Below are 26559 nucleotides of genomic sequence, written 5' to 3'. Positions count from 1 at the left end.
CCGTCCGGGGCGGCGCCCCCCGGCGGAGGGCCCCCCCCCGCCACGACGTCGAGATCGTGTCGGCGCGCTCCCGCTACTGGCCGTTCCTCGCGGAGGCCGTCGTGAAGGCGCCCGTCGTCCGCGAGTTCGCCACCTGGAACCTCCTCCTCATCCTCAGGCGGTGTCCACCATGACGACGACCACGGTCCAGGCCCCGCCCCCGGCGGCCGTGCCCACCCCCGCGCCCGCCGCCGGCCCGCCCGACGGCCCGCGGTCGCGGCGCTGGCTGCTGGGGTTCTGGGCCGTGGTGTTCGTGCTGTTCCTCGCGGTGCGGCCGGGGCGGCAGACCTTCGACACCAAGCTGGGCGTGACCACCGATCCGGGGCGGTTCCTCGGCGACCTGGGCCAGCTCTGGCACGACCAGGGCGGTTTCGGCGGACTGCAGGACCAGTACGCGGGCTACCTGTGGCCGATGCTGCCGTTCCACTGGCTGGCCGACGCGGTCGGGCTGCCGGTGTGGCTCGCCGAGCGGCTGTGGATGTCGCTGATCGTGTCGGTCGCGTTCTGGGGAGCGCTGCGGCTGGCCGAGCGGCTGCGCGTGGGCAACGGGGGGTCGCGGCTGGTGGCCGGGGCCGCGTACGCGCTGTGGCCGGTGTTCACCGTCGTCATCGGGTCGACGTCGGCCGCCGCACTGCCGGGCGCCTTCCTGCCGTGGGTGCTGCTGCCGCTGGCCGACGAGCGCTACGGCGCGCGGGTCGCCGCGCTGCGCTCGGCGCTCGCCGTGCCGTTCATGGGCGGGGTCAACGCCGCCTCCACGCTGGCCTCGCTGCTGCCTGCCGCGCTCTACCTGTTGTCCCGCCCGCCCGGCCCTCGGCAGCGCAGGCTGATCGCCTGGTGGGTGCCGGGGGTGCTGCTGGCCACCGCCTGGTGGGTCATCCCCCTGCTGCTGCTCGGCACCTACGGCGAGAACTTCCTTCCTTACGTGGAGAGTTCACAGACCACGACCGACACCATGGCGGCGACGGAGGCACTGCGCGGCGCCGGTAACTGGGTGGCCTATCTGCACTTCGGGGAGGCGTGGCTGCCGGCCGGCTGGACCGTCGCCTCGTCCGCCGTGGTCGTCGTCTGCTCGGCGCTCGCGGCCGGGCTGGGCCTCGCGGGGCTGGCGCGGCGGGACATGCCGGAGCGCCGGTGGCTGGTGGTGACCGCGCTGACGGTCGTTCCGGTCCTGCTCGCCGGCTACGGCGGGGCGTTCGGCGGCCCCTTCCACGGGGTCGTGCAGGACTGGCTGGACGGCGGGCTGGCCCCCTTCCGCAACGTCTACAAGTTCCAGACCGGGCTGGCGCTCGCCCTGGTGCTGGGCCTCGCCCATCTGGCGGGCGTGGCGGCCGAGACGCGCGGCGCACGGCCGGTGCGCGGACGCCGGTTCGCGCCGCTGGCCGCGGCCGTGCTGGTGCTGCCCGGGCTCCTGTGGCCGTATCTGAACGGCTCGATCCTCAACCCGGGGTCGTTCAAGGAGATCCCCGCGTACTGGCGGGCCACGGCCGACTGGATGGAGAAGTACTCCCCGGACGCCCGGGTGCTCCTCACCCCTGCGACCGCGCACGGCATCCACACCTGGGGCACCACGATCGACCAGCCGCTGGACGTGGTCGCCGGCTCGCGCTGGGCGCAGCGGGACTACGTGCCCTTCGGCACCCCCGGCAACCGGCGTGCGATGGACGCGGTCGAGCAGGCCCTGATGACCGGGAGCCAGGTGCCGGGTCTCGCCGACTTCCTGGGCCGGGCCGGCATCCACTACGTCGTCGTCCGCAACGACCTCGACCCCGACCAGATCGGTGCCGTCCCCACCACCACGGTGAAGCGGACCCTGGAGCAGTCCGGATACGAGCGGGTGACGGGGTTCGGGCCCGTCATGACCGGCGGGCGGATCGCCCCGGACACCCCGCTCCAGGTGGAGGGGCTGTACCCGCGGCAGCGGGCGGTGGAGATCTACCGGCCCACCGGCGCGGACGTGCCGCGCCCGCACCAGGCCGGGCTGCTGCCGGTGGCCGCCACGGCCGTGGTGTCCGGCGGACCGGAGGCGCTGCTGCCCCTCGCGTCCGAACTGCGGGGCCGTGCGGCGGTGCTGGCCGGCGACCGGCATCCGGGGCTGGGCTCGCCGGGGGTGCGGGTGACCGGTGACGGGATGCGCCGGGCGGACACCCGGTTCGGGCTGGTCGACGCGAACACGTCGTACACGTACACGGCCGGGGAGCGGAACGCGCCGGGTGCCGCGCAGGACGCGGGCGAGCGGCCGCACCAGATCCTGCCGCTGACCGGGCTCGCCCACCAGACCGTGGCCCAGCTGCGCGGCGCCCGGTCGGTGACGGCGTCCTCGTACGGCAACTGGCTGTTCCACCTGCCGCAGTTCGACCCGGTGAACGCCTTCGACGGCGATCCGGCGACGGCGTGGGCCGAGGGGTCGGCCGGGTCGCCGGACGGCGAGTGGCTGCGGATCGGCTTCGCGGGCGGACGGTACGACATGCCGTCGTCGTTCGAGGTGGCGCCGCTGCCGCAGGACGGGGTGCGGGCCGCGCCGACCCGGGTGCGGGTGGAGACGGAGAAGGGCGCGCGCGACAGCGTCCTGCGGCCCGACGGGTCCGCGCAGTCGGTGAGGGCGCCCGCGGGCGCGACCCGCTGGATGAAGCTGACCATCACGGACTCCGTGTCCCGGCGGTCCGGGCTGACCGGCGCGGGCTTCTCGGAGGTGTCCCTGCCGGACGTGCGGGTGACCCGGATGCTGCGGCTGCCCACCGACGCCGAGGGCTCCCCCGCCGACGCGGAGATCGTCTCCCTGTCCCGGGCCGCCGACCCCACCGGCCTGTCCGCGACGGGCACGGAGGCGGGCCTGCACCGGCGCTTCACGACCGCCACGGCCGGGACGTACGCACTGCGGGCGCAGGCGGTGCCGGTGCCCGGCGAGGCCCTGGACCGGCTGCTGTACGCGGTGGCGCCCGAGCAGCGCGAGCGGATCGTCGCCACCGCCGACTCCACGGCCAGGCTCGGGGCGGGGCTGTCCGCGCGCAACCTCACCGACGGCGACCTGACGACGGCGTGGATCGCGGGCGACCGGCCGGTGATCCATCTGAGCTGGCCGGGGAAGCAGGCGGTCGGCGAGCTCGTGCTGGCCCCGGCCGGCGGCCTGTCCACCCGGGCCACCGAGGTGCACATCTCCTCGCCCGACGGCGCGGCGATCGCGGGCGTCGACGAGAACGGCATGGTCCGCTTCCCGCCGATCACCACCGACCGGCTGGACGTCACGATCACCGGGACGGCGCCGCTCACCCTGCACAACCCGGTCGTCGACGAGGACCTGCGGCTCCCGGTGGGCCTGACGGAGGCGTACGTCCCGGCGCTCGACCGGTACCGGGCCCCGCAGCCGGAGGCCGACCGGCCCTTCACACTCCCGTGCGGCAAGGGTCCGGTGGTCGCGGTGGACGGTGAGCTGTACGAGACGGGGGCGCGCGGGACCGTACGGGACCTCGTGGAACGCCGGCGCATCGACGTGACGCCGTGTCAGCAGGGGCGGGAGGAGGCCGGGGTGCGGCTGTCCGCCGGGGAGCACCGGGTCGAGGGCGGCGACGCCGGCCCGCTCGCGCTCACCGGGGTGACGCTGACGCGCGGCACGGTCGCCGAGGCCCCGGCGTCCGCGCGGGAGCTGACGGTCCGGGACTGGCTGGGCGACCGGCGCACCCTGTCGGTGGGCTCCGGGGCGGCGAGCTACCTCACCATGTACGAGAACTTCAACGACGGCTGGCGCGCCACGCTGCACGGCGAGGAGCTGACGCCGGTCCGGCTCGACGGCTGGCAGCAGGGCTGGCGGATCCCGGCGGGCGCCGGCGGCACGGTACGGCTGTCCTACGAGCCTGCGGTGACGTACGAGGCCGGGCTGATCGGCAGCGCGGTCGGGCTCGCGCTGCTCGTCGGGCTGGTGCTGTGGCGGCGCCGGGAGCCGAACCAGGACGGGCCGCTCCCCGCGCCTCCGCTGCCGGGGCTGTGGCCGGGCACGGTGGCGCTGACGGTGGTGGCCGTGCTCGTCGCCGGGTGGCCGGCACTGCTGGTGCCCGCGCTGGCACTGCTCGCGTGGCGCCGGCACACGCTCCTCGTGCCGCTCGCGTTCGTGGCCCTCGCGGGCGCGGGCATCGTCGCCGCCGTGGGCGGCGGGGAGCCGGTGGGCGCCGGACGGGGCGCGTTCGGGCACACGGCCCAACTGCTGGCGCTCCTCGGGCTGTTCGCGGCACTGGTGAGCGTCCGCGAGCGGCCGGAGGAGACGAGGGCACCGGCCGGTGTGCCACCGGCCGGTCCGCTGCCGGACCTGCCCCACCGGGAACGCGGGCACAGCCCCCTGGGCACACCTCCGCAGACACCGCCGCGCCCCGCCTCGGGCCCGACGCTGTCGGCGCGCGGCCCCGGCGCCCCCGGCCCGGACCTCCCGGCCCCGCGTACCGGGCCGGGCGGCCCGCGGAAGAAGGACGGCACGCCGACGGACGACTCCCCGGAAGGCCAGGGCACATGACCGCGCTCCAGCGCCGCGCGCGCGACGCCGCCCCGGTACGGGTGCCGTTCCCCGTCGTCGACGAGGTCGCCCGGCACTGCCTCCAGGAGGAGGAGCCCGAGACCGTGCACATCGAGGTGCATCTGCCGGGCCGGCTGGACGAGGCACGGCTGCGCGCCGCCTTCGCCGAGGCACTGCGCCGGCATCCGCGCGTCCTCATGCGGGAGGCGCCGGGGCGCTGGTACCGGCTCCGGTACGCCTGGGAGCTGACGGCGGAGCCCGACGTGGAGGTGGTGCGCTTCCCGGCGCCGGGGCGCAACGCCCTGCGGGACGCGCGGACCCGGGCACTGACCGAGGCGCCCGCGCTGTCGTCGTCCCCACCGGTCCGCCTGGAGGTGGTCCGGGCGTCGGGGCCGGTCGAGGGCAGCGAGGCGGGCGACGCGGTGGGGGTGCCACCCAGGGGCGCGGACCGCCCCGTGCAGGACGCCGGGTGCGGCACGATGCGGGACCGTCCCACGCCGGACACCACGTCCGACACCGTGCCGGACCACCCCGCACCCGACACCACTTCCGACACCATGCGGGGCCGCCCCGCACCGGACACCGGGCCCGAGACCATGCGGGGCCGCCCCGCACCGGACGCCGGGTCCAACACCATGCCGGACCGCCCCACGCCGGGCTCCACGTCCGGCACCGTGCTGTTCCTGACCATCAACCACACCGCCCTCGACGGCCCGGCCTGTCTGCGGGTGCTGGCCACCGCCGCCGAACTGTACGGCGGCCGGGACAACTCCCCCGCCGCGCCCCCGGTGCGCGGCGCGCCCGGGACGCCGCCGCCCGCCGTCGCCGCCCCGTCTCCCTGGTCGCGGCCCGCGCGGGTCGCCCCCGGCACCCCGGAGCCCTCCCCGGGCAACGGCCTGCTCGTCACCGAACTGCCGCTGCCCCGCCGCCCGCAGGGCGCCCCCTACACCGTCAACGACCAGCTCATGGTGACCACGGCCCTGACCCTCGCCCACTGGAACCGCGAACACGGCGCCCGCCCCCGCCCCCTGCGCGTCACCATGCCGGTGGACGACCGCCCCCGCGACGCCGGCATGCCCATCGGCAACGGCACCCGGCTGGTCGAAGTCGCCTTCGCGCACGAGGAACTGACGGCGGACGCCGACCGGATGCCCGCACTGCTCCAGCGCACGGCCGCGCGGACGCGGGCCCTCAAGGCCGTACCGCGACCCCAGCTCGGGCGCGGGGCGGCGCTGCTGACGGCCCCGGTGACACCGGTCGCCTGGCGGGCCGCCCTCACCCGGGGGCTGCGCCGGGCCGCCGCGCCCTGGACGTCCACCACGCTGCTCAGCAACATCGGCCGGATCCCGTACGCCCTGGACTTCGGCGAGGAGGCGGGCCGCGCGCACGCCGTGTGGTTCTCCGCGCCCGCCCGGATGCCCCGCGGCCTCACCGTCACCACCGCCTCCACCGCGGGCCGGCTCCACCTCGCCCTGCGCTGGTCGCGCGCCCTGCTCGGCCACGGCGACGGCGCCCATCTGCGGGACCTGTTCGAGCACTATCTGCACACCACGGAGGTCGCCCCGTGAACACCACAGCGCCCCCGCGCCACGGCGGCCTCCGCGACTTCTACGAGGACCCCGCCGTCCCCGTCGCCTCCGGCACCCCCCGCTCCCTGCGCCAGGCCGGCATGCTGGCCGCGGCCCTCGGGACGGCCGGTACGGCACCGTGCACCGTCCTCGACATCGGCTGCGGCGACGGCACCGCGGCCGCCACCGCCGCCCCGCTCCTCACCGGTCACCGGATCGTCGGCGTCGACTGGTCCCAGGACGCCCTCAGGCGGGCCCGCGCCCGGCTGCCCTACGCGGTCCGGGGCGAACTGACCGGCACCGGGCTGCCGTTCCGGGACGGCTGTGTGGACGCCGTGCTGTTCAGCGAGGTCGTCGAGCATCTCGTCGACCCGGACTCGGCGCTGGACGAGATCCGCCGCGTCCTGCGCCCCGGAGGCCATCTCATGCTGTCCACGCCGAACCTGGCCGCCTGGTACAACCGCGGCCTGCTGCTCGCCGGGGTCCAGCCGGTGTTCTCGGAGGTGAGTCTGCGGGCGGTCCACGGACGGCCGGGCCGGGAGGTCGTCGGGCATCTGCGGCTCTACACCGCGCGGGCACTGCGGGAGTTCGTGACCGCGTCCGGCTTCGAGGTCGTACGGCTGGCGGGGGCGCCGTTCCACGGGGTGCCGCGTCCGCTGCGGGCGCTGGACCGGCTGGCGTGTGCCAGACCGTCCCTCGCGTCGATCCTGCTGCTGCACGCGCGCAGGACGTAGGGGGCGTGGACCATGTGGTGGGGAGTGGCGGCGGCCCTCGTGGCGAACACCCTGTACAGCGTCGGATTCGTACTGGAGAAAAGGGCGTTGGGCGCCCTGCCGGAGGTGAGCGTCCGGCAGCCGGCCCGGCTGCTGGGGCTGGTGCTGCGCAGCCCCATGTGGCTCGGCGGGTCGCTGGCGCTGGCGGCCGGGTTCGGGGCGCAGCTCGCGGTGTACCGGACCCTTCCGATCGCGGCCGCGCAGGGCCTCTTCGTCTCCGGTCTGGTGCTGCTGGTGCTGCTGTCGGCGCGGCTGCTGGGCGAGGAGACGACCGGCCGGGAGCGGTACGCGCTGGCCGCGATCCTGCTCGCCCTGCTCATGGTCGTGCTGTCCCTGCGGGAGGGCGCGGACCAGGTCGGCCGGGACGCCCCGTACCCGCTCGTCCTGCTGGTGTGCGTGCCCACGCTGGCGGCCGGCGTATGGCTGTACGGCTCCGCCGAGCGGCGCATCCGGCACCGGCACCGCATGCCGACCACCGGTGTCGAGTACGGCGTGGCGGTGGGCCTGCTGTACGGGGTCAGCTCACTGGCCATCAAGGGGGTGTCGAGCCGTCTGTCCTCGACGGGACCGGCGGGTGCGGTGGCCGACCTGCTGCGCTCCCCGTACCCGTATCTGCTGCTGTTCACCGGGGCGTTCGGCCTGGTCATGTCGCAGGCGGCGCTGCAACGCTGCCGGGCCTCGCTGATCGTGCCGGTGTGCACGACGGTGACCTGCCTGTACACGGCGGTGCTCGGCACGCTCTCGTTCGGCGAGTCCCTTCCGCACGACCCGCTGCGGCTCGCGCTGCGCCTCGCGGGCACGGTGCTCGCCGTCGCCGTCCTGCTGACCCTGCCCAGGCACGACCCCGCCCCGCGACCCTCCCCCCTCGGCGCCGAGGAGTTGACGCCCCCGTGAAACCCGACGACCCGCTGCTCCAGATCCTGGCCTGCCCGCTCGACAAGGGGCCCCTGCACCTCGTCCCGCCGGACGAGGCCCTCTACAACCCGCGGCTGCGGCGGCGCTATCCGATCGTGGACGGCGTCCCGCAGCTGCTGCCGGACTCCGGTGAGCAGGTCACCGACGACGAGCACGAGGAGCTGCTGGGACGGCTCGCCCCCTGACCGCCCCGACGACGACCCGGACGGACCCATGACCCCCACCCTCACGGCCCGGCTGGCGCCACTGCTGCCCGCGCGGCTGGTCGCGGCGGCCGCGCGGGCCGTCTACCCCCGCTTCGAACCGGAGCTGGCCCGGCTCGGTGAGCTGTGCCCGCCGGACTGCGGCACGGCGGTGGACGTCGGCGGCTGGTACGGCCCCTGGACCCGCCGGCTGTGCGGCCGCGCCCGGCAGGTGGTGGCCGTCGAACCGGTCCCCCGGCTGGCCCGGCTGCTCGCCGCGGGCGCCCCGGCGAACCTGCGCGTGGTGCAGGCCGCCGCCGCCGACCGCCCCGGTACGGCACGGCTGTGGCTGCCGCCGGACGACGAGGGCGACCGGGGTGTGTCGTCGCTGGTGCGCCGGGACATCCACGGGCGGGCGCTGCGGGTGCACTGTGTCGCCCTGGACGATCTGGGGCTGCGGGACGTCGGCTTCGTCAAGATCGACGTGGACGGCGCCGAGCTGGCCGTCCTGCGCGGCGCGACCGGCATCCTCGCCCGCGACCGGCCCGCCCTCTTCGTGGAACTGGAGTCCCGTATCCAGCCGCTCGGCCCGGTGCTGACCTATCTGTCGCTGCTCGGCTACGAGGGCTGGGTGCTGCCGGGCCGCTCCTGGGTGCCGCTGGCGTCGTTCCCGCTCCAGGCGCACCAGGCGGCGACGTCGTACGTCGTCGCGCTGGGCCTGCTGCGCCGGGTGCTGCCGTTCCGCGGGCCCCGCTACGTCAACTCGGTGCTGTTCCTGCCCGACGGCCGCCGTCCCGGCGGGCCGGTGCGCGAGCATGGGTCCCATGCCCTCCGGAAAGCGCCCCGCTAGCGGACCGCACGCCGCCGGTCCGTTCACCCCGCTGCACTTCCAGCTCGTCCTGCTGCGCCGCATGGCCGACCACAACCCCGGTCTGGTCGAGGACGCGCGCCGCGAGCTAGGGGTGTCCCTGGCCGAGATGCGCGAGGCGAACAAGCGCTGGCAGGCGATGGTCCGCTCGCCCCGGGCGCGCGGCTCCGCCGCCCGCTACCGCTCGGTGCTGGGCGCGCCCGAGTCGGTGGTGTCCCGCAGAGTCGGCGACCTGGACTGCGAGGCGTGGCGGTGGCCGGTGCCGCTGTGGCCGGCGCTGCGCTTCGAGGTGCTGCTCGCGCCGGGCGGGGCGGTGTGGAACGAGTGGCTGGTGCGCGCCCCGGACGCCCCGGCGCCGGTGCTGCGCACCCTGGAGGACCTGACGCCCTGGTCGTGCACGGTCGACGAAGCGGCCCGCGCCTTCGCGCCGGCCCGCCCGCTGGAGGGCAGCGCCCCGACCCGCTGGGGCCTGGCGTTCACGGCGCCGGACGGGTCGGGGACGCGGCGGGAGGTGGCCGCCGAGTTCACGTGGGGACTGCTGCAACGGGTGGCGGTCGCCGGTTAGCCCGCGGCGCCGAGGATCGCCTCGGTGACGCGGGGCACCGAGGCCGGGTGGACGGACAGGAAGAGGTTCGGCTCGACGAGTTCGAGTTCCATCACCTGCGGCCGCCCGTCGTCCCCGTCGACGAGGTCCACGCGTGCGTAGAGCAGCCCGGCCGCGTCCGGAACGGCCGCCAGGGCGCGTTCGGCGACGTCGCGTTCGGCCGGGGTGGGCGTCCAGGGTTCGAGGCCGGGGTGGGCGACCTTGCGCTGGTCGTAGGGGGTGCCGGCGGTGAGGACGGCGCCCTTGCGGCTGGCGTGCAGCAGGCGCCCGCCGTAGTACTGCAGGGCCCGCTCGCCGCCGGTGTCGATGGCCCGCACATACGGCTGGACCATCGCGGTGAGGCCGTCGGCGTGCATGCGGGCGAGCTGCCGCAGCGCTGTGCCGTGCTCGTGCGGCGCGTACCGGGCGGCGAACCGGGCACCGGCGCCGGACGTGGGCTTCACCACGAACTCGTGCCCGTCGGGCAGGCCCGGGGTGTCGCCGGGGGCGACGTAGCGGGTGGGGACGACGGGGACGCCGGCCGCCGCGAGGTCGCCGAGGTAGCGCTTGTCGGCGTTCCAGCGCACGACGCCCGCCGGGTTGGCGAGCCGGGTCGCCGCGCCGCACCGCTCGGCCCAGTCCAGGAACTCGGCGGCCCGCCAGCTGTAGTCCCACGTGGAGCGGATCACCGCGAGGTCGTAGGCGCCCCAGTCGACGCCGTCGTCGTCCCAGAACACGGCGTCGGCGTCGGCACCCGCCTCGCGCAGGGCCCGCACCAGCACCGGCAGGTCCCGGTCCTCGCTGACGTCGGGCCGGGGACGGCAGGTGACCAGGGCTATGCGGGGCACGACGGGTTCCTCCGGGCGGCGGGGGCGGACGGGCGAAGCGCAGGCTAACAAGCGCGCCGGAGGGAACCGGCACGGGCCGCTTGACCTTCCCCTTCGGGGAAGCCACAGCATCGGTGCGAACGGACGAGGGGAACCGGATGCGCGAGGACGAGCTGACGATCGGGGCCTTCGCCCGGGCCTGCCGGCTGTCGCCCAAGGCACTGCGGCTCTACGACGAGCTGCGGCTGCTGCGGCCGCGCCGGGTCGACCCGGACACCGGCTACCGCTACTACGCGGTGGACCAGTTGGAGCAGGCCCGCCTGGTGGCGTGGCTGCGCCGGCTGGGGATGCCACTGGCCCGTATCCGCGAGGTGGGCGCGCTGCCTCCGGCCGGGGCCGCCCGGGAGATCCGCGCCTACTGGGCGGGGGTCGAGGCGGACACGGCCGCGCGGCGCGATCTCGCCGGGTTCCTCGTCGGACATCTGCTGACGGGACCGAGGAAGGACGACACCATGCTGGAACTGCGCTACAGCGCTCGATCGGACCGGGGCCTGGTCCGCCCCGCCAACCAGGACACCGCCTACGCGGGCGGCCGGCTGCTCGCGGTGGCCGACGGCTTCGGCCCGGCGGGAGCGCGCGCGAGCGCCTCCGCGGTGGAGGCGCTGCGCTTCCTGGACACGGACGAGCTTCCGGCCGGCAATGTGCTGAACGTGCTGGAGGAGGCGGTCCGGGGTGCCACGGAGGCGGTCCGGGACGCGGCCGACGGCGGCGAGGAGGCGGGGACGACGCTGACGGCCCTGCTGTGGACGGGTTCGCGGCTGGCGCTGGTGCACATCGGGGACAGCCGCGCCTATGTGCTGCGCGACGGGGCCCTGTTCCGCATCACCGAGGACCACACGATGGTGCAGTCGCTGATCGACGAGGGCCGGCTGACGCCGGAGGAGGCCGTCACGCATCCGCAGCGGTCGCTGCTGGTGAAGGCCCTGTCCCCCGGCACCCCGCCCGACCTGCGGCTCCAGGACGCCCAGCCCGGCGACCGCTACCTGGTCTGCTCGGACGGCCTGACGACCGCCGTCCCCGACGCCCGCGTCCGCGACCTGCTCGCCTCCGCCGGCGGCCCCGACGACGCCGTACGGGCCCTGATCGAGGCGGCGAACGGGGCCGGCGGCCCGGACAACGTCAGCTGTGTGGTGGCGGACGTCATCGACCGCGCGGCCTGATCGCGCCCCCGGCCGGCGGCCGGTACGGCAGGATCGCTGCCATGTCGCTCGCCGGAACGGCCGCCTACGCCACGGAGGTTCAGTACCCGCCCCTGGTCCGACGTGCCCTCGCCGTGGCCCGCGCCCACGGGTTCGTCCACTCCTGCCGCCCGGAGCAGGGCCGGCTGCTGTACACCCTCGCGGGCGGCGCCGACCGGCTGATCGGCGAGACGGGCACGGGCTGCGGGGTGGGCCTGGCGTGGCTCGCGGAGGGTGCCGGGCCGGGGGTGCGGCTGGTCAGCGTGGAGCGGGACGCGGCGCGGGCCCGGCTCGCCGCCGAGGTGTTCGCCGGCCGGCCCGAGGTGGAGGTCCTGCACGGCGACTGGCGGCGGATCGGGGAGCGGGGGCCGTACGACCTGCTGGTGCTGGACGGGGGCGGTGCCGCCAAGGGCGGGGACGGCGCGGCCGACCCGACCCGGCTGCTCGTGCCGGGCGGCCGGGTCGTGGTCGACGACTTCACCCCGGCCGCCGGCTGGCCCCCGCGGTACGGCGGTGAGGTGGACCGGCCCCGGATGCACTGGCTGCGGCACCCGGCGCTGGACACGGTGGAGCTGCCGCTCGCCGGGGACCTGGCGGCATTGGCGGGCGTCCGGCGCAGGGGCCAGGACTGACGTACACCGGCGTGCCGCATGTCCCGCCGCCGCCCGCCGCGCCCGGTGGGGACCGGGGGCGTTTCCTCCGCCGGCCGATGGTGTACGGAGGGATCGTGGTGCCCGCGGTGATGTGTGGCCGGGGGTAGCCCGTTGTTCCGGCGGGCACGGTGTCCGTCGGACGGTCAGCCGGCCGTCCCCGTCGAGCAGTCAAGGAGTACGACGCGTGTCCTCTCTCTTCCCGGCCCTCGTGGACGCCCCGGCGGGGCGGGCCGCCCTGCGGTTCGGCGACCGCGCCCTCACCTACGGCGAGCTGGGCGCCGCCGCCGGTGCCCTCGCGGCGCGGATCGGCGGCGCGGACCGCGTCGCGGTCTGGGCGACGCCCGCGCTGGAGACCGCCGTGGCGGTGGTGGCGGCGCTGGAGGCGGGGGTCGCCGCCGTCCCGCTCAATCCGAGGTCCGGGGAACGGGAGCTCGGGCACATCCTGTCCGACAGCGCGCCCTCGGCGGTGCTCGCCGCCCCGGGCGACGAACTGCCCGCCGCGCTGGCCCCTCTGGAGCGCGTCGACGTCGACGTACACGCCGCCGGTCCGCTGCCCGGCACCGAGGTGCCCGACGGGGAGGCGGCGCTGGTCGTCTACACGTCCGGCACCACCGGCCCGCCCAAGGGCGCCGTGATCCCACGCCGGGCCGTCGTCCACACCCTGGACGCGCTCGCGGACGCCTGGGCGTGGACCGGCGAGGACGTCCTCGTGCACGGGCTGCCCCTGTTCCATGTGCACGGTCTCGTGCTCGGCGTGCTCGGCCCGCTGCGGCGCGGCGGATCGCTGCGCCACCTCGGCCGGTTCGGCACCGAGGGGGTGGCCCGGGAGCTGGACGACGGGGCGACCATGCTGTTCGGGGTGCCGACGATGTACCACCGGATCGCGCAGGCGCTGCCGGGCGATCCGGGCCTGGCGCAGGCGCTGGGCAAGGCCCGCCTCCTGGTCTCGGGTTCGGCGGCGCTCCCCGTCCACGACCACGAGCGGATCACCGCCGCGACCGGGCAGCGGGTCGTCGAGCGGTACGGCATGACGGAGACGCTGATGAACACCAGCGTCCGCGCCGACGGCGAACGCCGCGCCGGCACGGTCGGCGTCCCGCTGCCGGGGGTGGAGCTGCGCCTGGTCGAGGACGACGGCACCCCGCTGACGTCGTACGACGGGGAGAGCGTCGGCGAGATCCAGGTGCGCGGCCCGAACCTGTTCACCGCGTACCTGAACCGGCCCGACGCCACCCGGGACGCCTTCACGGCGGACGGCTGGTTCCGCACCGGCGACATGGCGGTGCGCGACCCCGACGGCTACGTCCGCATCGTCGGCCGCAAGGCCACCGACCTGATCAAGAGCGGCGGGTACAAGATCGGCGCCGGTGAGATCGAGAACGCGCTGCTGGAGCACCCCGGGGTGCGGGAGGCGGCCGTCACCGGGGAGCCCGACGCGGACCTCGGCGAACGGATCGTGGCCTGGGTGGTCCCGGCGGACCCGCAGGCGCCCCCGTCGGCGGAGGAACTCGCGGACCATGTCGCCGGGCGGCTCGCCCCGCACAAGCGCCCGCGCCGGGTGCGGTACCTCGACGTCCTGCCCCGCAACGACATGGGGAAGATCATGAAGCGGGCGCTGGGCGCATGACGGAACGCCTGACGGCCCGCCAGGTCATCTCGCTGGTGGTCGAGGACTTCACCGAACTGCCCCCCGGGGGCCCGCCGCCCGGCGACGGCCCCGACGGCCCGCTGGACTGGCGGGGCTACGGCGACGCCCGCGCCCTGGCCGCCGCCCGCACCGGCGAGCAGGAGTCCGTGGTGTGCGGCACCGGCAGCGTCGAGGGCACCCGCGCGGTGCTGATCGCCTTCGAGTTCGGCTATCTCGGCGGCTCGCTCGGCGTGCGCACCGGGGACCGGCTGGAGGCGGCGTACCGGCACGCCCGCGCCCACCGCCTCCCGGTGGTGCCGCTGGTGGCGACGGGCGGCAGCCGGATGCAGGAGGGCATGCTCGCCCTCACCCAGCTCCAGCGGGTGGCCCGGCAGTCGGCGCTCACCCGGGAGGCCGGGCTGGCGCAGATCGCGGTGCTGCGGGACCCGACGACCGGCGGCGGCTGGGCGACGCTCGGCGCGGGCGCCGACGTGACGCTGGCCCTGCCCGGCGCCCAGGTCGGCTTCGCGGGCTCCCGGGTCCGCCCGCCCGACGCGGACCCGGCCGCCTACACGGCCGAGGCCCAGCTGGCGTGCGGCGCGGTGGACGCGCTGGTCCGGCCCGGCCGGCTGCGTCATGAACTGGGCCGCTGGCTACGGCTGCTGACGGCACCCTCCGGCGAGGCGGCACCCCCGCCGCGCGCGCTCGGCGGCGACACGGGGGCGCCCGGTTCGGGCCGGGACGCCGTGCGGCGCGCCCGTGCGCCCGAACGCCCGCGCGCGGCACGCTATCTGGACGCCTACTTCACACACCGCGTCACCCTCACCGGCGACCGGTGCGGCGGCGCGGACCCCGAGGGCATGCTGTGCGGGTTCGGCGAGCAGGGGGGCCGGACGGTGGCGTACGCCGCGCAGACCGGGACGGCCACCCGGCCCGCCGGGTACCGCACCGCCGCGCGCCTGATCCGGCTCGCCGACCGGCTCGGCATCCCGGTGCTCACCCTGGTCGACACGCCGGGCGCCGCGAACGACGCGGAGGCGGAGCGCGCGGGCGTCGGCGCGGCCATCGCGGACCTCTTCACGGTGCTGGCGTCGGCCCGCACCCCGGTGACGACCCTGCTGATCGGCGAGGGCGGCTCCGGCGGCGCGCTGGCCCTCGCGGCACCGGGCAACACCTGGGCGACGCCGGACAGCTACTTCTCGGTGATCGCGCCGGAGCTCGCGGCGGCCATCCTCAAGCGCGGCCCGGACGAGGTGGACGTGACGGCGGACCAGCTCCGCCTGCGCCCGCAGGACCTCCTCGAGGCAGGGCTGATCCGGGGCGTCGTCGAGGGGTAGGGCCTCTCGTTTGGATCATGCCGGGCGCGGTGGCCGTACCCGAACCGGCCCCGCTCCCCGCGCTCCGACACGCCGCCTGACGCCCCATCAGGGACAGGACCCCCCATTCAGCGGCACCCCGCCCGGCCCCCTCCAGAAGGCGCCCGGCACCCGGCGGCGCGCACGATGCCAGGGAGGCCGCCACACGCACGGCCTTGCGACACCACGACCACGCACCCCACGCGAGGCCCGCCACCCACCCGGCGGACCCATGGTCTGCGCTCTCGGGAGGACCGCCATGACCGCCACGCTGGAGCAGCTGCGACGCTGCCACTTCGCCGTCGACCTGGGGGCGGCCAGGACCCGCGTCTATGTGAAGGGCGCCGGGCTCGTCGTCGACCAGCCCTCCGCCGCCGCCGTCAACACCCGCACGGGCGCGCTCATCGCGGTCGGCGAGTTCGCGGAGCGGATGACCGGCCGCACCCCGGACTACATCCGCGTCGTACGGCCCGTCTCCGGGGGCACCGTCGTCGACATCGAGATGGCGCAGCGCATGCTGCGGCACCTCCTGGGCGACAAGATGCGCCGCAGTCTGCGCCGCAGGCCCTTCCTGCGGGCCGCCGTCTGCACCCCGCACGACGCCGATCCGCTCGCGCAGCGCGCCGCCATCGAGACGCTGGTGGGACTCGGCGCCCGCCGGGTGGAGCTGGTGGACACCCTGATCGCCGCCGCCGTCGGCTGCGGACTGCCCGTGGAGCAGCCCGAGGCCAGCATGATCATGGTGTGCGGGGCGGCCGCGACCGAGGTGGCCGTGCTGTCGCTGGGCAACATCGTGGCGGCCGAGCGGATCCGGGTCGGCGGCGAGGCCGTGGACCACGCGATCGTGCAGCACCTGCGGCACCAGCACGAACTGATGCTGCCCAGCCAGAACGTGCGCCCGCTCCAGCTCGCGCTGTCCGGCAACGGGCTCACCGCGCAGGGCCCGGCCTCCACGGAGATCCACGGCCGGGACGTCTGTACCGGGCTCGCCCGGTCGGTGCGGGTCGACACGGCGGCCGTGCGGGACGCCATCCAGACGCCGCTGACCGCCGTCCTGGACAGCATCGGCAAGGTGCTGCGGGACTGCCCGCCCGACCTGGTCGCCGACCTCGCCGACCGCGGGATCATGATGGTCGGCGGCAGCGCCCTGCTCCCCGGTTTCGACGAGATGCTGCGGCAGGCGACCAGCATGCCGGTGCACATCGCCGAACGGCCCGACGTCTGCGCCGTGCAGGGCCTCGGCACCATGCTGGAGGGCCGGATCGAGCCGCTGGAGCTGGACCCGGCGACCTGAGCGTGAGCCGGTCAGTAGGGAAGGATCCGGCCCGAGGGAGTGCGCCGGTCGATCTCGCCCCGGGTGTCACGGGGAGCGGCCGGCCGGCGGGTGACCCGAACGCGTACGTACGTCTGGCCCTTCATGGCGCCCTCCTGGTCCGTCGGGTCCGTTGCGACCAGCCTTCTCTTCGCAACCTTTCGGCACATCGTGCCCACGGAGGCAGTTGTCATGCCTCCGCGGTGGGAGCGGATCGGAGCGGACGTCCTCCCGTGGGAGGAGACGGCCGCCCGGGAAGGCGGGGTGGACCGGCCGGGGGAACAGGCGCACGCTCGTCCGTAGGGACCTCTTCCCACGGAACGCAGGGACCTCTTCCCACGGAAGTGATCGCGATGGATGACAAGAAGATGGATGACAAGAACTGGACCGTCCGCATCCACATCACCGAGGACGGTGACGACACCCTCGCCGAAGCCGTGCTGACCACACCGGACACGTCGACCGTCACGGGCCGGGGCGCGGCCCACCGCAATCCCGTCGACCGCAGCGTCCCCGAGATCGGCGACGAGCTGGCCGCCTGCCGCGCCCTGGAGGACCTGGCGCTGCGGCTGCACGACGTCGCCTCCGACGACATCGTCGCGCTGGCCGGCCCGGCCGACCGTGTGACGGGAGGCGCCTGGGAACTCCCCTGAGCCGCGCCGGCCCGGTTTACACCGTGATCCCCCTGGTACTGGTGGGGCCGTCGTCCGTCCGCCGCGCGCGCCGAGCGCCGCCCGACCCCCTGGAGAGCGATGCTGCTGAGGACCTTCGGCTGGTCGATGGGCGTCACGGTGATCGGCCTCGTCCTAGCGGCGTGGCTGTGGGGCTGGGAGGCGTTCGGGGTCGTACTGATCCTGTCCGTGCTGGAGATCTCGCTGTCCTTCGACAACGCGGTCGTCAACGCCGGGATCCTGAAGCGGATGAACGCCTTCTGGCAGCGGATCTTCCTGACCGTCGGCGTGCTGATCGCCGTGTTCGGCATGCGGCTGGTGTTCCCGGTCGTGATCGTCGCCATCAGCGCCCGGGTCGGTCCCGCCGAGGCCGTACGGCTGGCGGTGGACGATCCGGACCGCTACGAGTCCCTCGTCACCGACGCGCATCCGGCGATCGCCGCGTTCGGCGGCATGTTCCTGCTGATGATCTTCCTGGAGTTCATCCTGGAGGAACGGGAGATCACCTGGCTGTCCCGGCTGGAGCGCCCGCTGGCGCGGCTCGGGCGGATCGACCTGCTGGCACCCTGCGTGGCACTGATCGTGCTGCTGGTCGCGGCCACGACGGTCGCCGGGCACGCGCACGTCAGCGGCGGCCACGCGGACAAGGCGGCCACGGTCCTGCTCGCCGGGGTCGCGGGACTGATCACCTATCTCGCCGTCGGCGGCCTGTCCTCGCACTTCGAGAACCGCCTGGAGGCGGAGGAGGAACGCGAGCACGAGGAGGAGGAGCGGGCCCGGACCGAGGGCGGACGTCCGGTGGCCGCCCTCGCCGGCAAGGCGGCGTTCTTCCTCTTCCTCTACCTGGAGGTCCTGGACGCGTCGTTCTCCTTCGACGGGGTGATCGGCGCCTTCGCCATCACCAACCACATCTTCTGGATGGCGCTGGGCCTCGGCATCGGCGCCCTCTACGTCCGGTCCCTCACGGTCTACCTGGTCCGCCAGGGCACCCTCGACGACTACGTCTACCTGGAGCACGGCGCCCACTACGCCATCGGCGCCCTCGCCGTGATCCTGCTGGTCACCATCCGGTACGAGATCAACGAGGTGATCACCGGCCTGGTCGGCGTGGTCCTGATCGCCTCGTCCTTCCTGGCGTCCGTCCGCCGCAACAGGGCGCTCGCGGCGGCCGGGGGCGAGGAGCCGGAGCGGGCCGAGAAGGCCCGGACGGGGACGTGAGACGGATCACGCCACGGACGGTGTGAGGGCGTGTTCCCGGGCCGGGCCGCTACGGCGGCGGCGTGATCCGGCCCATACGTGGTGTTCGACATAGGCGTTTTCATCCGCTTATGGCTAGCTGGATGTGTTTGCCTTCGCGCACAGCGCCGCACCTGCGACGCTCCGTCCAGCCTCGTCCGCCCGGGAGACCCATGCGCCTGCGCGCCCCCTCATCGCCGCGAAAGGGCCCGTCGTCCCGCGCGGCCTCCGCCCGTCCCTACCTCCTGGCCGGCGGCACCCTGGCCGTGGGCTTCGGCGGCCTGTATCTCGCGGGCCTCCTCGCGGCCGGCGGGGACATAGAGGACGGGACGACCGTGCGCGGCGTGGACATCGGCGGGCTGAGCCGCGCCGAGGCCGTGCACAGGCTGGACGAGGGCCTCGCCCCGGACGCCGCCCGCAAGCTCCGGGTGACGGTCGGGGAGCGCGAGGGCACCGTCGACCCGCGCCGGCTGGGCCTCGCCTTCGACCACGAGCGGACCGTCGACCGGGCGAGCCGCAGCGGCGCCCTCGACCCGTTCACCGTGATCGGCGGCCTGTTCCGCTCGGGCGGCCCGGTCGAGCCCTCGGTGAGCGTCGACGAGGACAAGGCCCGGGCCGAGCTGAGGAAGGTCGCGCGGGACGCCGACCAGAAGGTCCGCGAGGGCGCCGTCACGTTCGAGGACGGCGAGGTCCGCACCGTCGCACCGCACCCGGGGCACGCCCTGGACACGGCCGCCGCTCTCGACCCGCTGCGCGACGCCTTCCAGCGCGGCGACGCAGCGGCCGTCACGGCCCTGCCGGCCCGCGAGGCCGCGCCGAAGGTGACGGAGCGCGAGCTGGACCGGGCGGTGCGCGAGTTCGCCCGCCCGGCGATGTCGGCGCCCGTCACCCTCACCGCCGCCGGGCACCGCTTCACCGTCGAGCAGCCCGTCCTCGGCCGGTACCTGACGATGCGCCCGGACGCCGGGGGCCGGCTCGAGCCGAAGCTGGACGCGGCGGGGCTGCGCGCCGATCCGGCGGTGGCCAGGCCGCTGTCCGACCTGCCCACCCGGGCCGCCAATGCCGAGCTGCGCCTGGTCGGCGACCGGGTCGGCGTCGCCGAGGACGGGCACGCGGGCCATGTGGTCACCGACAAGGCGCTGGGCAAGGCCGTGCTGCCGCTGCTGACGCGACGGGGCGCCGCCCGCAGCGGTGAGATCGCCACGCGGGTGAGCGAGCCTCAGGTGACCCGGGCCAACGTGGAGCGGCTGGGGCTGCGCGAGCGGATGTCGTCGTTCACGGTGAACTTCGAGCCGGCGCCCTACCGCACCCGCAACATCGGCCGCGCGGTGGAGCTGATCAACGGCTCCGTCGTGATGCCCGGCGAGACGTGGAGCTTCAACCGCAGGGTCGGCGAACGCACCCCGGAGAACGGCTTCGTCGACGGCATCATGATCTACGACGACGAGTTCCGGAAGGCGCCCGGCGGAGGTGTCTCGGCCGTCGCCACGACCGTCTACAACGCGCTGTGGTTCGCGGGCGTCAAGCCGGTCGAGCACGGCGCCCACTCCTTCTACATCGAGCGCTACCCGGAGGGCCGGGAGGCCACGGTCGCCTGGGGCAGTCTGGACCTGCGCTTCACCAACGACTCGGGGCACGCGCTGTACATCCAGGCCGAGTCCACCGACCACTCGGTGACGGTGTCGTTCCTCGGCACCCGCAAGTACGACGAGATCGGCTCGGTGAAGGGCCCGCGCGACAACGTCAAGCAGCCGGAGCGGAAGGTCCTGAGCGGCGACCAGTGCGTCCCGCAGACTCCACTGGAGGGATTCGACGTCACCGTGCAGCGGGTCTTCGTCCAGGACGGGCGGGTCGTGAAACGGGAGCCGTTCCGCACGCACTACGACCCGCGGGACGAGATCGTCTGCGAGTGATTCCCCCGGCAACGGCCTGGTCGCATCGTTTCTGCACGGGTGGCGCCTGGTGGGGCGGGTGGGACTCGAACCCACGGCCGACGGATTATGAGTCCGCTGCTCTAACCGGCTGAGCTACCGCCCCATAGCGGCGTGTCGCGTACATGTGTGCGCGCCGTCTGCCGCAGCATAGCCGCTCATACGATCTCCTGCTTCGTATGGTCGACTTCGCATGCCCTGAAGGACACCGCTCCGACCTGCACGGTTCCCGCCGCACGTGGGAAGGCATGAAAAAGGACCCCTTCGGGGGTCCTCGTTCAGCATGCTCCCCCGACTGGACTCGAACCAGTAACCTGCCGGTTAACAGCCGGCTGCTCTGCCAATTGAGCTACGGAGGACCGAGCTCCCCCGACTGGACTCGAACCAGTAACCTGCCGGTTAACAGCCGGCTGCTCTGCCAATTGAGCTACGGAGGAATGCCTCGTTGCATCGAACGCACCTACCTGGGTATTCGCCAGGGGGCGTGCGCTCGCTGCGACACATACATTAGCGCAAGCAGGGGGGTGCTCCGCCAATCGGTTCCCCCCGGGGCGCCGACGCCGCATCAGGGACCTAGGCAAGGAAAGGGTGGCCGCCATGCGCTACCGGCTCACGTTCGTCGTCGGACTCGCCGTCGGTTACGTGCTCGGCACTCGCGCCGGACGCGAGCGCTACGAGCAGTTGAAGAAGACGGCCCGGGAGATCTCCCACAACCCCGCGGTGCGCAACACCGTTGAGACGGCCGCCCAGCAGGGCCGCGTCTTCGCGGGCAAGGCGTACCACACGGTCAGCGACAAGGTCGGGGACCGCGTTCCCGCCTCCGTCGCCGATCGCGTCCGCAACCTCCGCGAACGCAGCGCGCACAACGGAGGCGCCGAGGACGACTGGGGTACCAGCAACACCTGAGCGGCCCCCGGCCCGGGCGGGCGCGATACTGCGGCACAATCTGGGCCATGGGGATAGTCGCCGGGCTGGACAGTTCGCCCGATTTCACTCGCATCGTCGTCTGTGACACGGACACGGGTGCCGTGCTCAGGCAGGGGTATGCCCCGCACCCGGTGGAGTCGCCGGACGGCGGGCGCCCCTCCGACGTCGACCCGCAGGCGTGGCTGCTCTCCCTCGGTGAGGCCGCCGGCGGCGGACTGCTGGAGGGCGTGCAGGCCATCGGCGTGTCCGCGCAGCAGAACGCCCTGGTGCCGGTGGACGCGGCGGGCGGCACCGTGCGCCCCGCGATGGTCGGCGGCGACAAGCGGGCCCAGGTCGCGGCGGCCGATCTGATCGACGCGCTCGGCGGGCGCGAGGCGTGGGCGCAGGCGGTGGGGTGCGTGCCGCAGGCGGCGCAGCCGGTCACCAAGCTGCGCTGGCTCGCGAAGACCGAGCCGGAAAACGCGGCGCGCACCGCCGTCCTGCTGCAGGCGCACGACTGGCTGGTGTGGCAGCTGCTCGGCCGGCCGGTGCGGCGGACCACGGACCGGGGCGGGGCCTCCAGCACCGGGTACTGGTCGGCGGCGGGCGGTGTCTACCGTTCCGACCTGGTGGAGCTGGCGCTGGGCCACGCGGCCATGCTGCCCGAGGTGATCGGCCCCTCCCAGGCGGCCGGTACGACCCCGGAGGGGCTGCTGATCTCCGCGGGGACCGGCGAGACCATGGCCGCCGCGTTCGGGCTGGGCATCGGGCTGGGCGACGCGGTCGTCTCTCTCGGCGCGTCCGGCTCCGTGATGGCCGTGCACCCCGAGGCGCTGATGGACGGCTCCGGGATCATCACCTCTCTGGCCGACGCGACCGGTATGCATCTGCCGGTCGTCACCACGCTCAACGCGGTGCGTACGCTGCGCGGCACCGCCGAACTCCTCTCGCTGCCCGACCTGGAGAGCCTGTCCGACCTGGCGATGAAGTCGACGCCGGGCGCCCACGGTCTGGTCCTGCTGCCCTATCTGGAGGGTGAGCGGACGCCGAACCTGCCGCACACCGCGGGCACGCTGTCGGGGCTGCGCCGGGAGTCGATGAAGCCGGAGCATCTGGCGCGGGCGGCGTTCGAGGGCATGCTGTGCGGGCTCGCGGACGCGCTGGACGTGCTGCGCGGCCGGGGCGTGGAGGTGCGCCGGGTCTTCCTGCTGGGGGCGGCCGCCGAGCTGCCGGCCGTGCAGGCGGCGGCGCCGTCGCTGTTCGGGGCGCAGGTCGTCGTCCCGCAGCCCGCCGACTACGCGGCGATCGGCGCGGCCCGGCAGGCGGCGTGGGCGCTGGGTGCCACGCAGGGCACCCTCGACCCGCGGACCCCGCCGCTCTGGCAGGGCCCGGCGGGGCAGGTGCTGGAGCCCGGCGACGAGCTGGCCGTGGGCCAGGCGGTGCGCCAGCAGTTCGTGTCGGTGCGGGAGCAGACGCACCCGGGGGCGTTCCGGTAGGGCGCCCGGAGGGCCGGAGGGGAGCCGGAAGGTAAGAGACCGGTAGGAAGGCGCACCCGTAAGGCCGTACGGGGCGCCGCCGACGGCTTAATCGGTTGAGGTAACGCCGCGGGAGTGTCGGACGATAGGGGCCAGGGGCAACCAAGCCACCGCCCCGTCGCCGACCCGATCACTCCGAGAGAAGCAGCGTGCTCATACGACTCCTGCGGACCTATCTCAGGCCCTACCGAAAACCCATCGGCTGGCTGGTGCTGCTGCAGTTCCTGCAGACCTGCGCCACCCTCTACCTGCCCACCCTGAACGCCGACATCATCGACAAGGGCGTCGTCAACGGCGACACCGGCTACATCATGTCCTACGGGGCGCTGATGATCGGCATCTCGCTGGCGCAGGTGGTGTGCAACGTCGGAGCCGTGTACTACGGCGCCCGCACCGCCTCGGCGCTGGGGCGGGACGTGCGGGCCGCCGTCTTCGACCGGGTGCAGTCGTTCTCGGCGCGCGAGGTGGGCCAGTTCGGCGCGCCCTCGCTGATCACGCGGACCACCAACGACGTCCAGCAGGTGCAGATGCTGGCGCTGATGACGTTCACGCTGATGGTCTCGGCGCCCATCATGTGCGTCGGCGGGATCGTGCTCGCGCTCGGTCTGGACGTGCCGCTGTCCGGGGTGCTGGTCGCGGTGGTGCCGGTCCTCGGCATCTGCGTGACGCTGATCGTGCGCCGGCTGCGGCCGCTGTTCCGGGCCATGCAGGTGCGGCTGGACACGGTGAACCGGGTGCTGCGCGAGCAGATCACCGGCAACCGGGTGATCCGCGCGTTCGTCCGCGACGAGTACGAGCAGCAGCGGTTCCGGAAGGCCAACACCGAGCTGACCGACATGGCGCTGGGCACGGGCCGGCTGCTCGCGCTGATGTTCCCGATCGTCATGACGGTGGTGAACCTGTCGTCCATCGCGGTCGTCTGGTTCGGCGCCCACCGGATCGACAGCGGCGGGATGCAGATCGGCGATCTGACGGCGTTCCTCGCCTATCTGATGCAGATCGTGATGTCCGTGATGATGGCCACCTTCATGTTCATGATGGTGCCGCGCGCCGAGGTGTGCGCCGAGCGCATCCAGGAGGTCCTGGACACCTCCTCCAGCGTGATCCCGCCGAAGGCGCCGGTGACCGAGCTGCGCCGGCACGGGCACCTGGAGATCCGGGGCGCGGGCTTCCGCTACCCCGGTGCCGAGGAGCCGGTGCTGAAGTCGATCGACCTGGTGGCCCGGCCCGGTGAGGTGACCGCGGTGATCGGCTCGACCGGCAGCGGGAAGTCGACCCTGCTGGGGCTCGTCCCCCGCCTGTTCGACGCCACGGACGGCCAGGTCCTGGTCGACGGCGAGGACGTGAGCGGCATCGACCCGAAGCTGCTCGCCCGGACGGTCGGCCTGGTCCCGCAGAAGCCGTACCTGTTCGCGGGCACGGTCGCCACGAACCTGCGCTACGGCAATCCGGACGCCACGGACGACGAGCTGTGGCAGGCGCTGGAGGTGGCGCAGGCCAGGGAGTTCGTGGAGCGGCTGGAGGGCGGGCTCGACGCGCCGATCGCCCAGGGCGGCACGAACGTCTCGGGCGGGCAGCGGCAGCGGCTGGCGATCGCGCGGACGCTGGTGCAGCGCCCGGAGATCTACCTGTTCGACGACTCGTTCTCCGCACTCGACTACGCCACGGACGCAGCGCTGCGCTCGGCGCTGTCGCGGGAGACCGCCGACGCGACCGTCGTCATCGTGGCCCAGCGGGTGGCGACGATCCGGGACGCGGACCGGATCGTCGTGCTCGACGAGGGGCAGGTCGTCGGCACCGGCCGGCACCACGAGCTGATGGCGGACAACGAGACGTACCGGGAGATCGTGCTCTCCCAGCTGACGGAAGCGGAGGCCGCCTGATGGCCGGGCCCATGGGACGGATGATGGCCGGCGGCGGTCCCGACCAGCGTTCGCTGGACTTCAAGGTGTCGGGCCGCAGGCTCGTCGCCCGGTTCAAGCCGGAGCGGCTGACCATCTGGACGCTGCTGGTGTGCGTCGTGGTGAGCGTGGGTCTGTCGGTCGCCGGGCCGAAGATCCTCGGCCGGGCCACCGACCTGGTCTTCGCGGGCATCGTCGGGCGGCAGTTCGAGCCCGGGATGACCAAGGAGCAGGTCCTCGCGGCGATGCGGGAGCGCGGTGACGGCCGGATCGCCGACATGCTGCGCAGCACCGACTTCACGCCGGGTCAGGGCATCGACTTCACGGCCGTGGGGGACGTCCTGCTGGTCGCGCTCGCGGTGTTCGCCGTCGCCGGCCTGCTGATGGCGGTGGCGACACGGCTGGTGAACCGGGCCGTGAACCGGACGATGTACCGGATGCGTGAGGACGTGCAGACGAAGCTGTCGCGGCTGCCGCTGTCGTACTTCGACAAGCGGCAGCGCGGTGAGGTGCTGTCGCGGGCGACCAACGACATCGACAACATCGGGCAGACGCTCCAGCAGTCGATGGGGCAGCTGATCAACTCGGTGCTCACCATCATCGGCGTGCTGGCCGTGATGTTCTGGGTGTCGTGGCTGCTGGCGCTGGTCGCGCTGGTGACGGTGCCGCTGTCGTTCGTCGTGGCCACCCGGGTCGGCAAGCGCTCGCAGCCGCACTTCGTGCAGCAGTGGCGGACGACGGGCAAGCTGAACGCGCACGTCGAGGAGATGTACACCGGGCACACGCTGGTCAAGGTGTTCGGCCGGCAGGAGGAGTCCGCGCGGCAGTTCGCCGAGCAGAACGACGCGCTGTACGAGGCAGGGTTCAAGGCGCAGTTCAACAGCGGGATCATGCAGCCGCTGATGCTGTTCGTGTCGAACCTCAACTATGTGCTGGTCGCCGTGGTCGGCGGGCTGCGGGTCGCGTCGGGCGCGCTGTCCATCGGTGACGTGCAGGCGTTCATCCAGTACTCGCGGCAGTTCTCGATGCCGCTGACGCAGGTCGCGTCGATGGCGAACCTCGTGCAGTCCGGTGTGGCGTCCGCCGAGCGGATCTTCGAACTGCTGGACGCCGACGAGCAGTCGGCGGACCCGGTGCCGGGGGTGCGGCCGGAGGAGCTGCGCGGCCGGGTGGCGCTGGAGGAGGTGTCGTTCCGGTACGAGCCGGACAAGCCGCTGATCGAGGACCTGTCGCTGACGGTGGAGCCCGGGCACACGGTCGCCATCGTCGGCCCGACCGGCGCCGGCAAGACGACGCTGGTCAACCTGCTGATGCGGTTCTACGACGTGTCGTCGGGGCGCATCACCCTCGACGGCGTCGACATCGCGCGGATGTCCCGGGACGAACTGCGGTCCGGGATCGGCATGGTGCTGCAGGACACCTGGCTGTTCGGCGGCACCATCGCGGACAACATCGCGTACGGGGCGGCCCGGGACGTCACCCGGGGCGAGATCGAGGAGGCGGCGCGGGCCGCGCACGCCGACCGGTTCATCCGTACGCTGCCCGACGGGTACGACACGGTGATCGACGACGAGGGGTCGGGGGTCAGCGCGGGTGAGAAGCAGCTCATCACGATCGCGCGGGCGTTCCTGTCGGACCCCGTCATCCTGGTGCTGGACGAGGCGACGTCGTCCGTCGACACCCGGACCGAGGTGCTGATCCAGAAGGCGATGGCCAAACTGGCGCACGGGCGGACGTCGTTCGTCATCGCGCACCGGCTGTCGACGATCCGGGACGCGGACACCATCCTCGTCATGGAGAACGGCGCGATCGTCGAGCAGGGCGCGCACGCCGAGCTGCTGGCGGCGGACGGGGCCTACGCGCGCCTGTACAAGGCGCAGTTCGCGCAGGCCGTGGCCGAGGTGGACTGAGGAACGGTCACAGGGGGCCGCTCGCCGGGTG

20 protein-coding genes, 3 tRNA genes and 1 pseudogene are annotated in these 26559 nt (G+C 74.3%); 20 read left to right on the top strand and 4 right to left on the bottom strand.

Features of this window, described 5'->3' with window-relative positions; genetic code table 11:
* The 8 genes and pseudogenes from ADL34_RS33510 to ADL34_RS33475 form a co-directional block, all read left to right on the top strand.
* Window positions 1-173, top strand: a pseudogene (locus ADL34_RS33510) (SAM-dependent methyltransferase); the annotation flags it as partial.
* Complete coding sequence (locus ADL34_RS33505; RefSeq protein ID WP_062669246.1) at window positions 170-4537, top strand: DUF3367 domain-containing protein; 4368 nt, start codon at window positions 170-172, stop codon at window positions 4535-4537. The pseudogene ADL34_RS33510 and the gene ADL34_RS33505, both read left to right, overlap by 4 nt.
* Entirely contained in the window at window positions 4534-6105 is a 1572-nt protein-coding gene (locus tag ADL34_RS33500; RefSeq protein WP_062669247.1) for a hypothetical protein, read from the top strand. Before ADL34_RS33505 ends, ADL34_RS33500 begins: the two co-directional genes overlap by 4 nt.
* Window positions 6102-6839: a class I SAM-dependent methyltransferase gene (locus ADL34_RS33495; RefSeq protein WP_062669248.1), complete on the top strand. Its 738-nt coding sequence runs from the start codon at window positions 6102-6104 to the stop codon at window positions 6837-6839. Before ADL34_RS33500 ends, ADL34_RS33495 begins: the two co-directional genes overlap by 4 nt.
* Before the next feature lie 24 nt (window positions 6840-6863).
* Entirely contained in the window at window positions 6864-7772 is a 909-nt protein-coding gene (locus ADL34_RS33490) for a hypothetical protein (protein ID WP_062669249.1), read from the top strand.
* Window positions 7769-7978 (top strand): Trm112 family protein, encoded by a 210-nt coding sequence (locus ADL34_RS33485; RefSeq protein ID WP_062669250.1) that lies wholly within the window; start codon window positions 7769-7771, stop codon window positions 7976-7978. Before ADL34_RS33490 ends, ADL34_RS33485 begins: the two co-directional genes overlap by 4 nt.
* A gap of 28 nt (window positions 7979-8006) precedes the next feature.
* Complete coding sequence (locus ADL34_RS33480; RefSeq protein WP_062669251.1) at window positions 8007-8825, top strand: FkbM family methyltransferase; 819 nt, start codon at window positions 8007-8009, stop codon at window positions 8823-8825.
* Window positions 8791-9408 carry a hypothetical protein gene (locus ADL34_RS33475; RefSeq protein ID WP_062669252.1) on the top strand — a complete coding sequence of 206 codons (618 nt, stop codon included), beginning with the start codon at window positions 8791-8793 and terminating at the stop codon, window positions 9406-9408. Before ADL34_RS33480 ends, ADL34_RS33475 begins: the two co-directional genes overlap by 35 nt.
* On the opposite strand, the gene ADL34_RS33470 is transcribed toward ADL34_RS33475, so the two are convergent.
* Entirely contained in the window at window positions 9405-10274 is an 870-nt protein-coding gene (locus ADL34_RS33470; RefSeq protein ID WP_062669253.1) for an ATP-grasp domain-containing protein, read from the bottom strand. The two genes, ADL34_RS33475 and ADL34_RS33470, sit on opposite strands and share 4 nt — an antisense overlap.
* A 137-nt stretch (window positions 10275-10411) precedes the next feature.
* On the opposite strand from ADL34_RS33470, the gene ADL34_RS33465 reads away from it, so the two are divergent.
* The 8 genes from ADL34_RS33465 (at window position 10412) to ADL34_RS33425 (ending at window position 20258) form a co-directional block, all read left to right on the top strand.
* Entirely contained in the window at window positions 10412-11473 is a 1062-nt protein-coding gene (locus ADL34_RS33465) for a MerR family transcriptional regulator (protein ID WP_062669254.1), read from the top strand.
* A 41-nt stretch (window positions 11474-11514) separates the two neighbouring features.
* Entirely contained in the window at window positions 11515-12123 is a 609-nt protein-coding gene (locus ADL34_RS33460; protein WP_062669255.1) for an O-methyltransferase, read from the top strand.
* Window positions 12124-12328: 205 nt separating this feature from the next.
* Window positions 12329-13771: an acyl-CoA synthetase gene (locus ADL34_RS33455; protein WP_062669257.1), complete on the top strand. Its 1443-nt coding sequence runs from the start codon at window positions 12329-12331 to the stop codon at window positions 13769-13771.
* The gene (locus tag ADL34_RS33450) at window positions 13768-15108 is read left to right on the top strand and encodes a carboxyl transferase domain-containing protein (RefSeq protein WP_062669259.1); all 1341 of its coding nucleotides are present in this window, start codon (window positions 13768-13770) and stop codon (window positions 15106-15108) included. The genes ADL34_RS33455 and ADL34_RS33450 overlap by 4 nt, the downstream gene beginning before the upstream one ends.
* Window positions 15109-15385: 277 nt before the next feature.
* Window positions 15386-16420: a rod shape-determining protein gene (locus tag ADL34_RS33445; protein ID WP_062669260.1), complete on the top strand. Its 1035-nt coding sequence runs from the start codon at window positions 15386-15388 to the stop codon at window positions 16418-16420.
* Between the two features lie 371 nt (window positions 16421-16791).
* A complete protein-coding gene (locus tag ADL34_RS33435; protein ID WP_234375165.1) occupies window positions 16792-17091 on the top strand; it encodes a DUF1876 domain-containing protein in 300 nt (99 codons plus the stop codon).
* A 99-nt stretch (window positions 17092-17190) separates the two neighbouring features.
* Window positions 17191-18327 carry a DUF475 domain-containing protein gene (locus ADL34_RS33430; RefSeq protein WP_062669264.1) on the top strand — a complete coding sequence of 379 codons (1137 nt, stop codon included), beginning with the start codon at window positions 17191-17193 and terminating at the stop codon, window positions 18325-18327.
* A 191-nt stretch (window positions 18328-18518) separates the two neighbouring features.
* A complete protein-coding gene (locus ADL34_RS33425) occupies window positions 18519-20258 on the top strand; it encodes a VanW family protein (RefSeq protein WP_062669266.1) in 1740 nt (579 codons plus the stop codon).
* Between the two features lie 47 nt (window positions 20259-20305).
* Here ADL34_RS33425 and ADL34_RS33420 read toward each other — a convergent pair.
* From ADL34_RS33420 to ADL34_RS33410, 3 genes are all read right to left on the bottom strand, one after another.
* Window positions 20306-20382 (bottom strand) — tRNA-Ile (locus ADL34_RS33420).
* Between the two features lie 180 nt (window positions 20383-20562).
* Window positions 20563-20635 (bottom strand) — tRNA-Asn (locus ADL34_RS33415).
* Window positions 20636-20640: 5 nt separating this feature from the next.
* Window positions 20641-20713, bottom strand: a tRNA-Asn gene (locus ADL34_RS33410).
* A gap of 160 nt (window positions 20714-20873) precedes the next feature.
* Here ADL34_RS33410 and ADL34_RS33405 point away from each other — a divergent pair.
* The 4 genes from ADL34_RS33405 (at window position 20874) to ADL34_RS33390 (ending at window position 26528) form a co-directional block, all read left to right on the top strand.
* Entirely contained in the window at window positions 20874-21182 is a 309-nt protein-coding gene (locus tag ADL34_RS33405) for a hypothetical protein (RefSeq protein ID WP_062669268.1), read from the top strand.
* A gap of 47 nt (window positions 21183-21229) precedes the next feature.
* Window positions 21230-22678 (top strand): xylulokinase, encoded by a 1449-nt coding sequence (locus tag ADL34_RS33400; protein ID WP_079034272.1) that lies wholly within the window; start codon window positions 21230-21232, stop codon window positions 22676-22678.
* Window positions 22679-22866: 188 nt separating this feature from the next.
* Window positions 22867-24600, top strand: a complete 1734-nt coding sequence (locus tag ADL34_RS33395; RefSeq protein ID WP_062669270.1) for an ABC transporter ATP-binding protein — start codon at window positions 22867-22869, stop codon at window positions 24598-24600.
* Window positions 24600-26528, top strand: a complete 1929-nt coding sequence (locus ADL34_RS33390; protein WP_062669272.1) for an ABC transporter ATP-binding protein — start codon at window positions 24600-24602, stop codon at window positions 26526-26528. The genes ADL34_RS33395 and ADL34_RS33390 overlap by 1 nt, the downstream gene beginning before the upstream one ends.
* The last annotated feature ends 31 nt before the right edge of the window (window positions 26529-26559 follow it).

Source organism: Streptomyces sp. NRRL WC-3605 (genome assembly GCF_001509795.1).
Classification (GTDB): Bacteria; Actinomycetota; Actinomycetes; order Streptomycetales; family Streptomycetaceae; genus Streptomyces; species Streptomyces viridochromogenes.
This window is presented reverse-complemented; position numbering and strand designations above follow the sequence as displayed.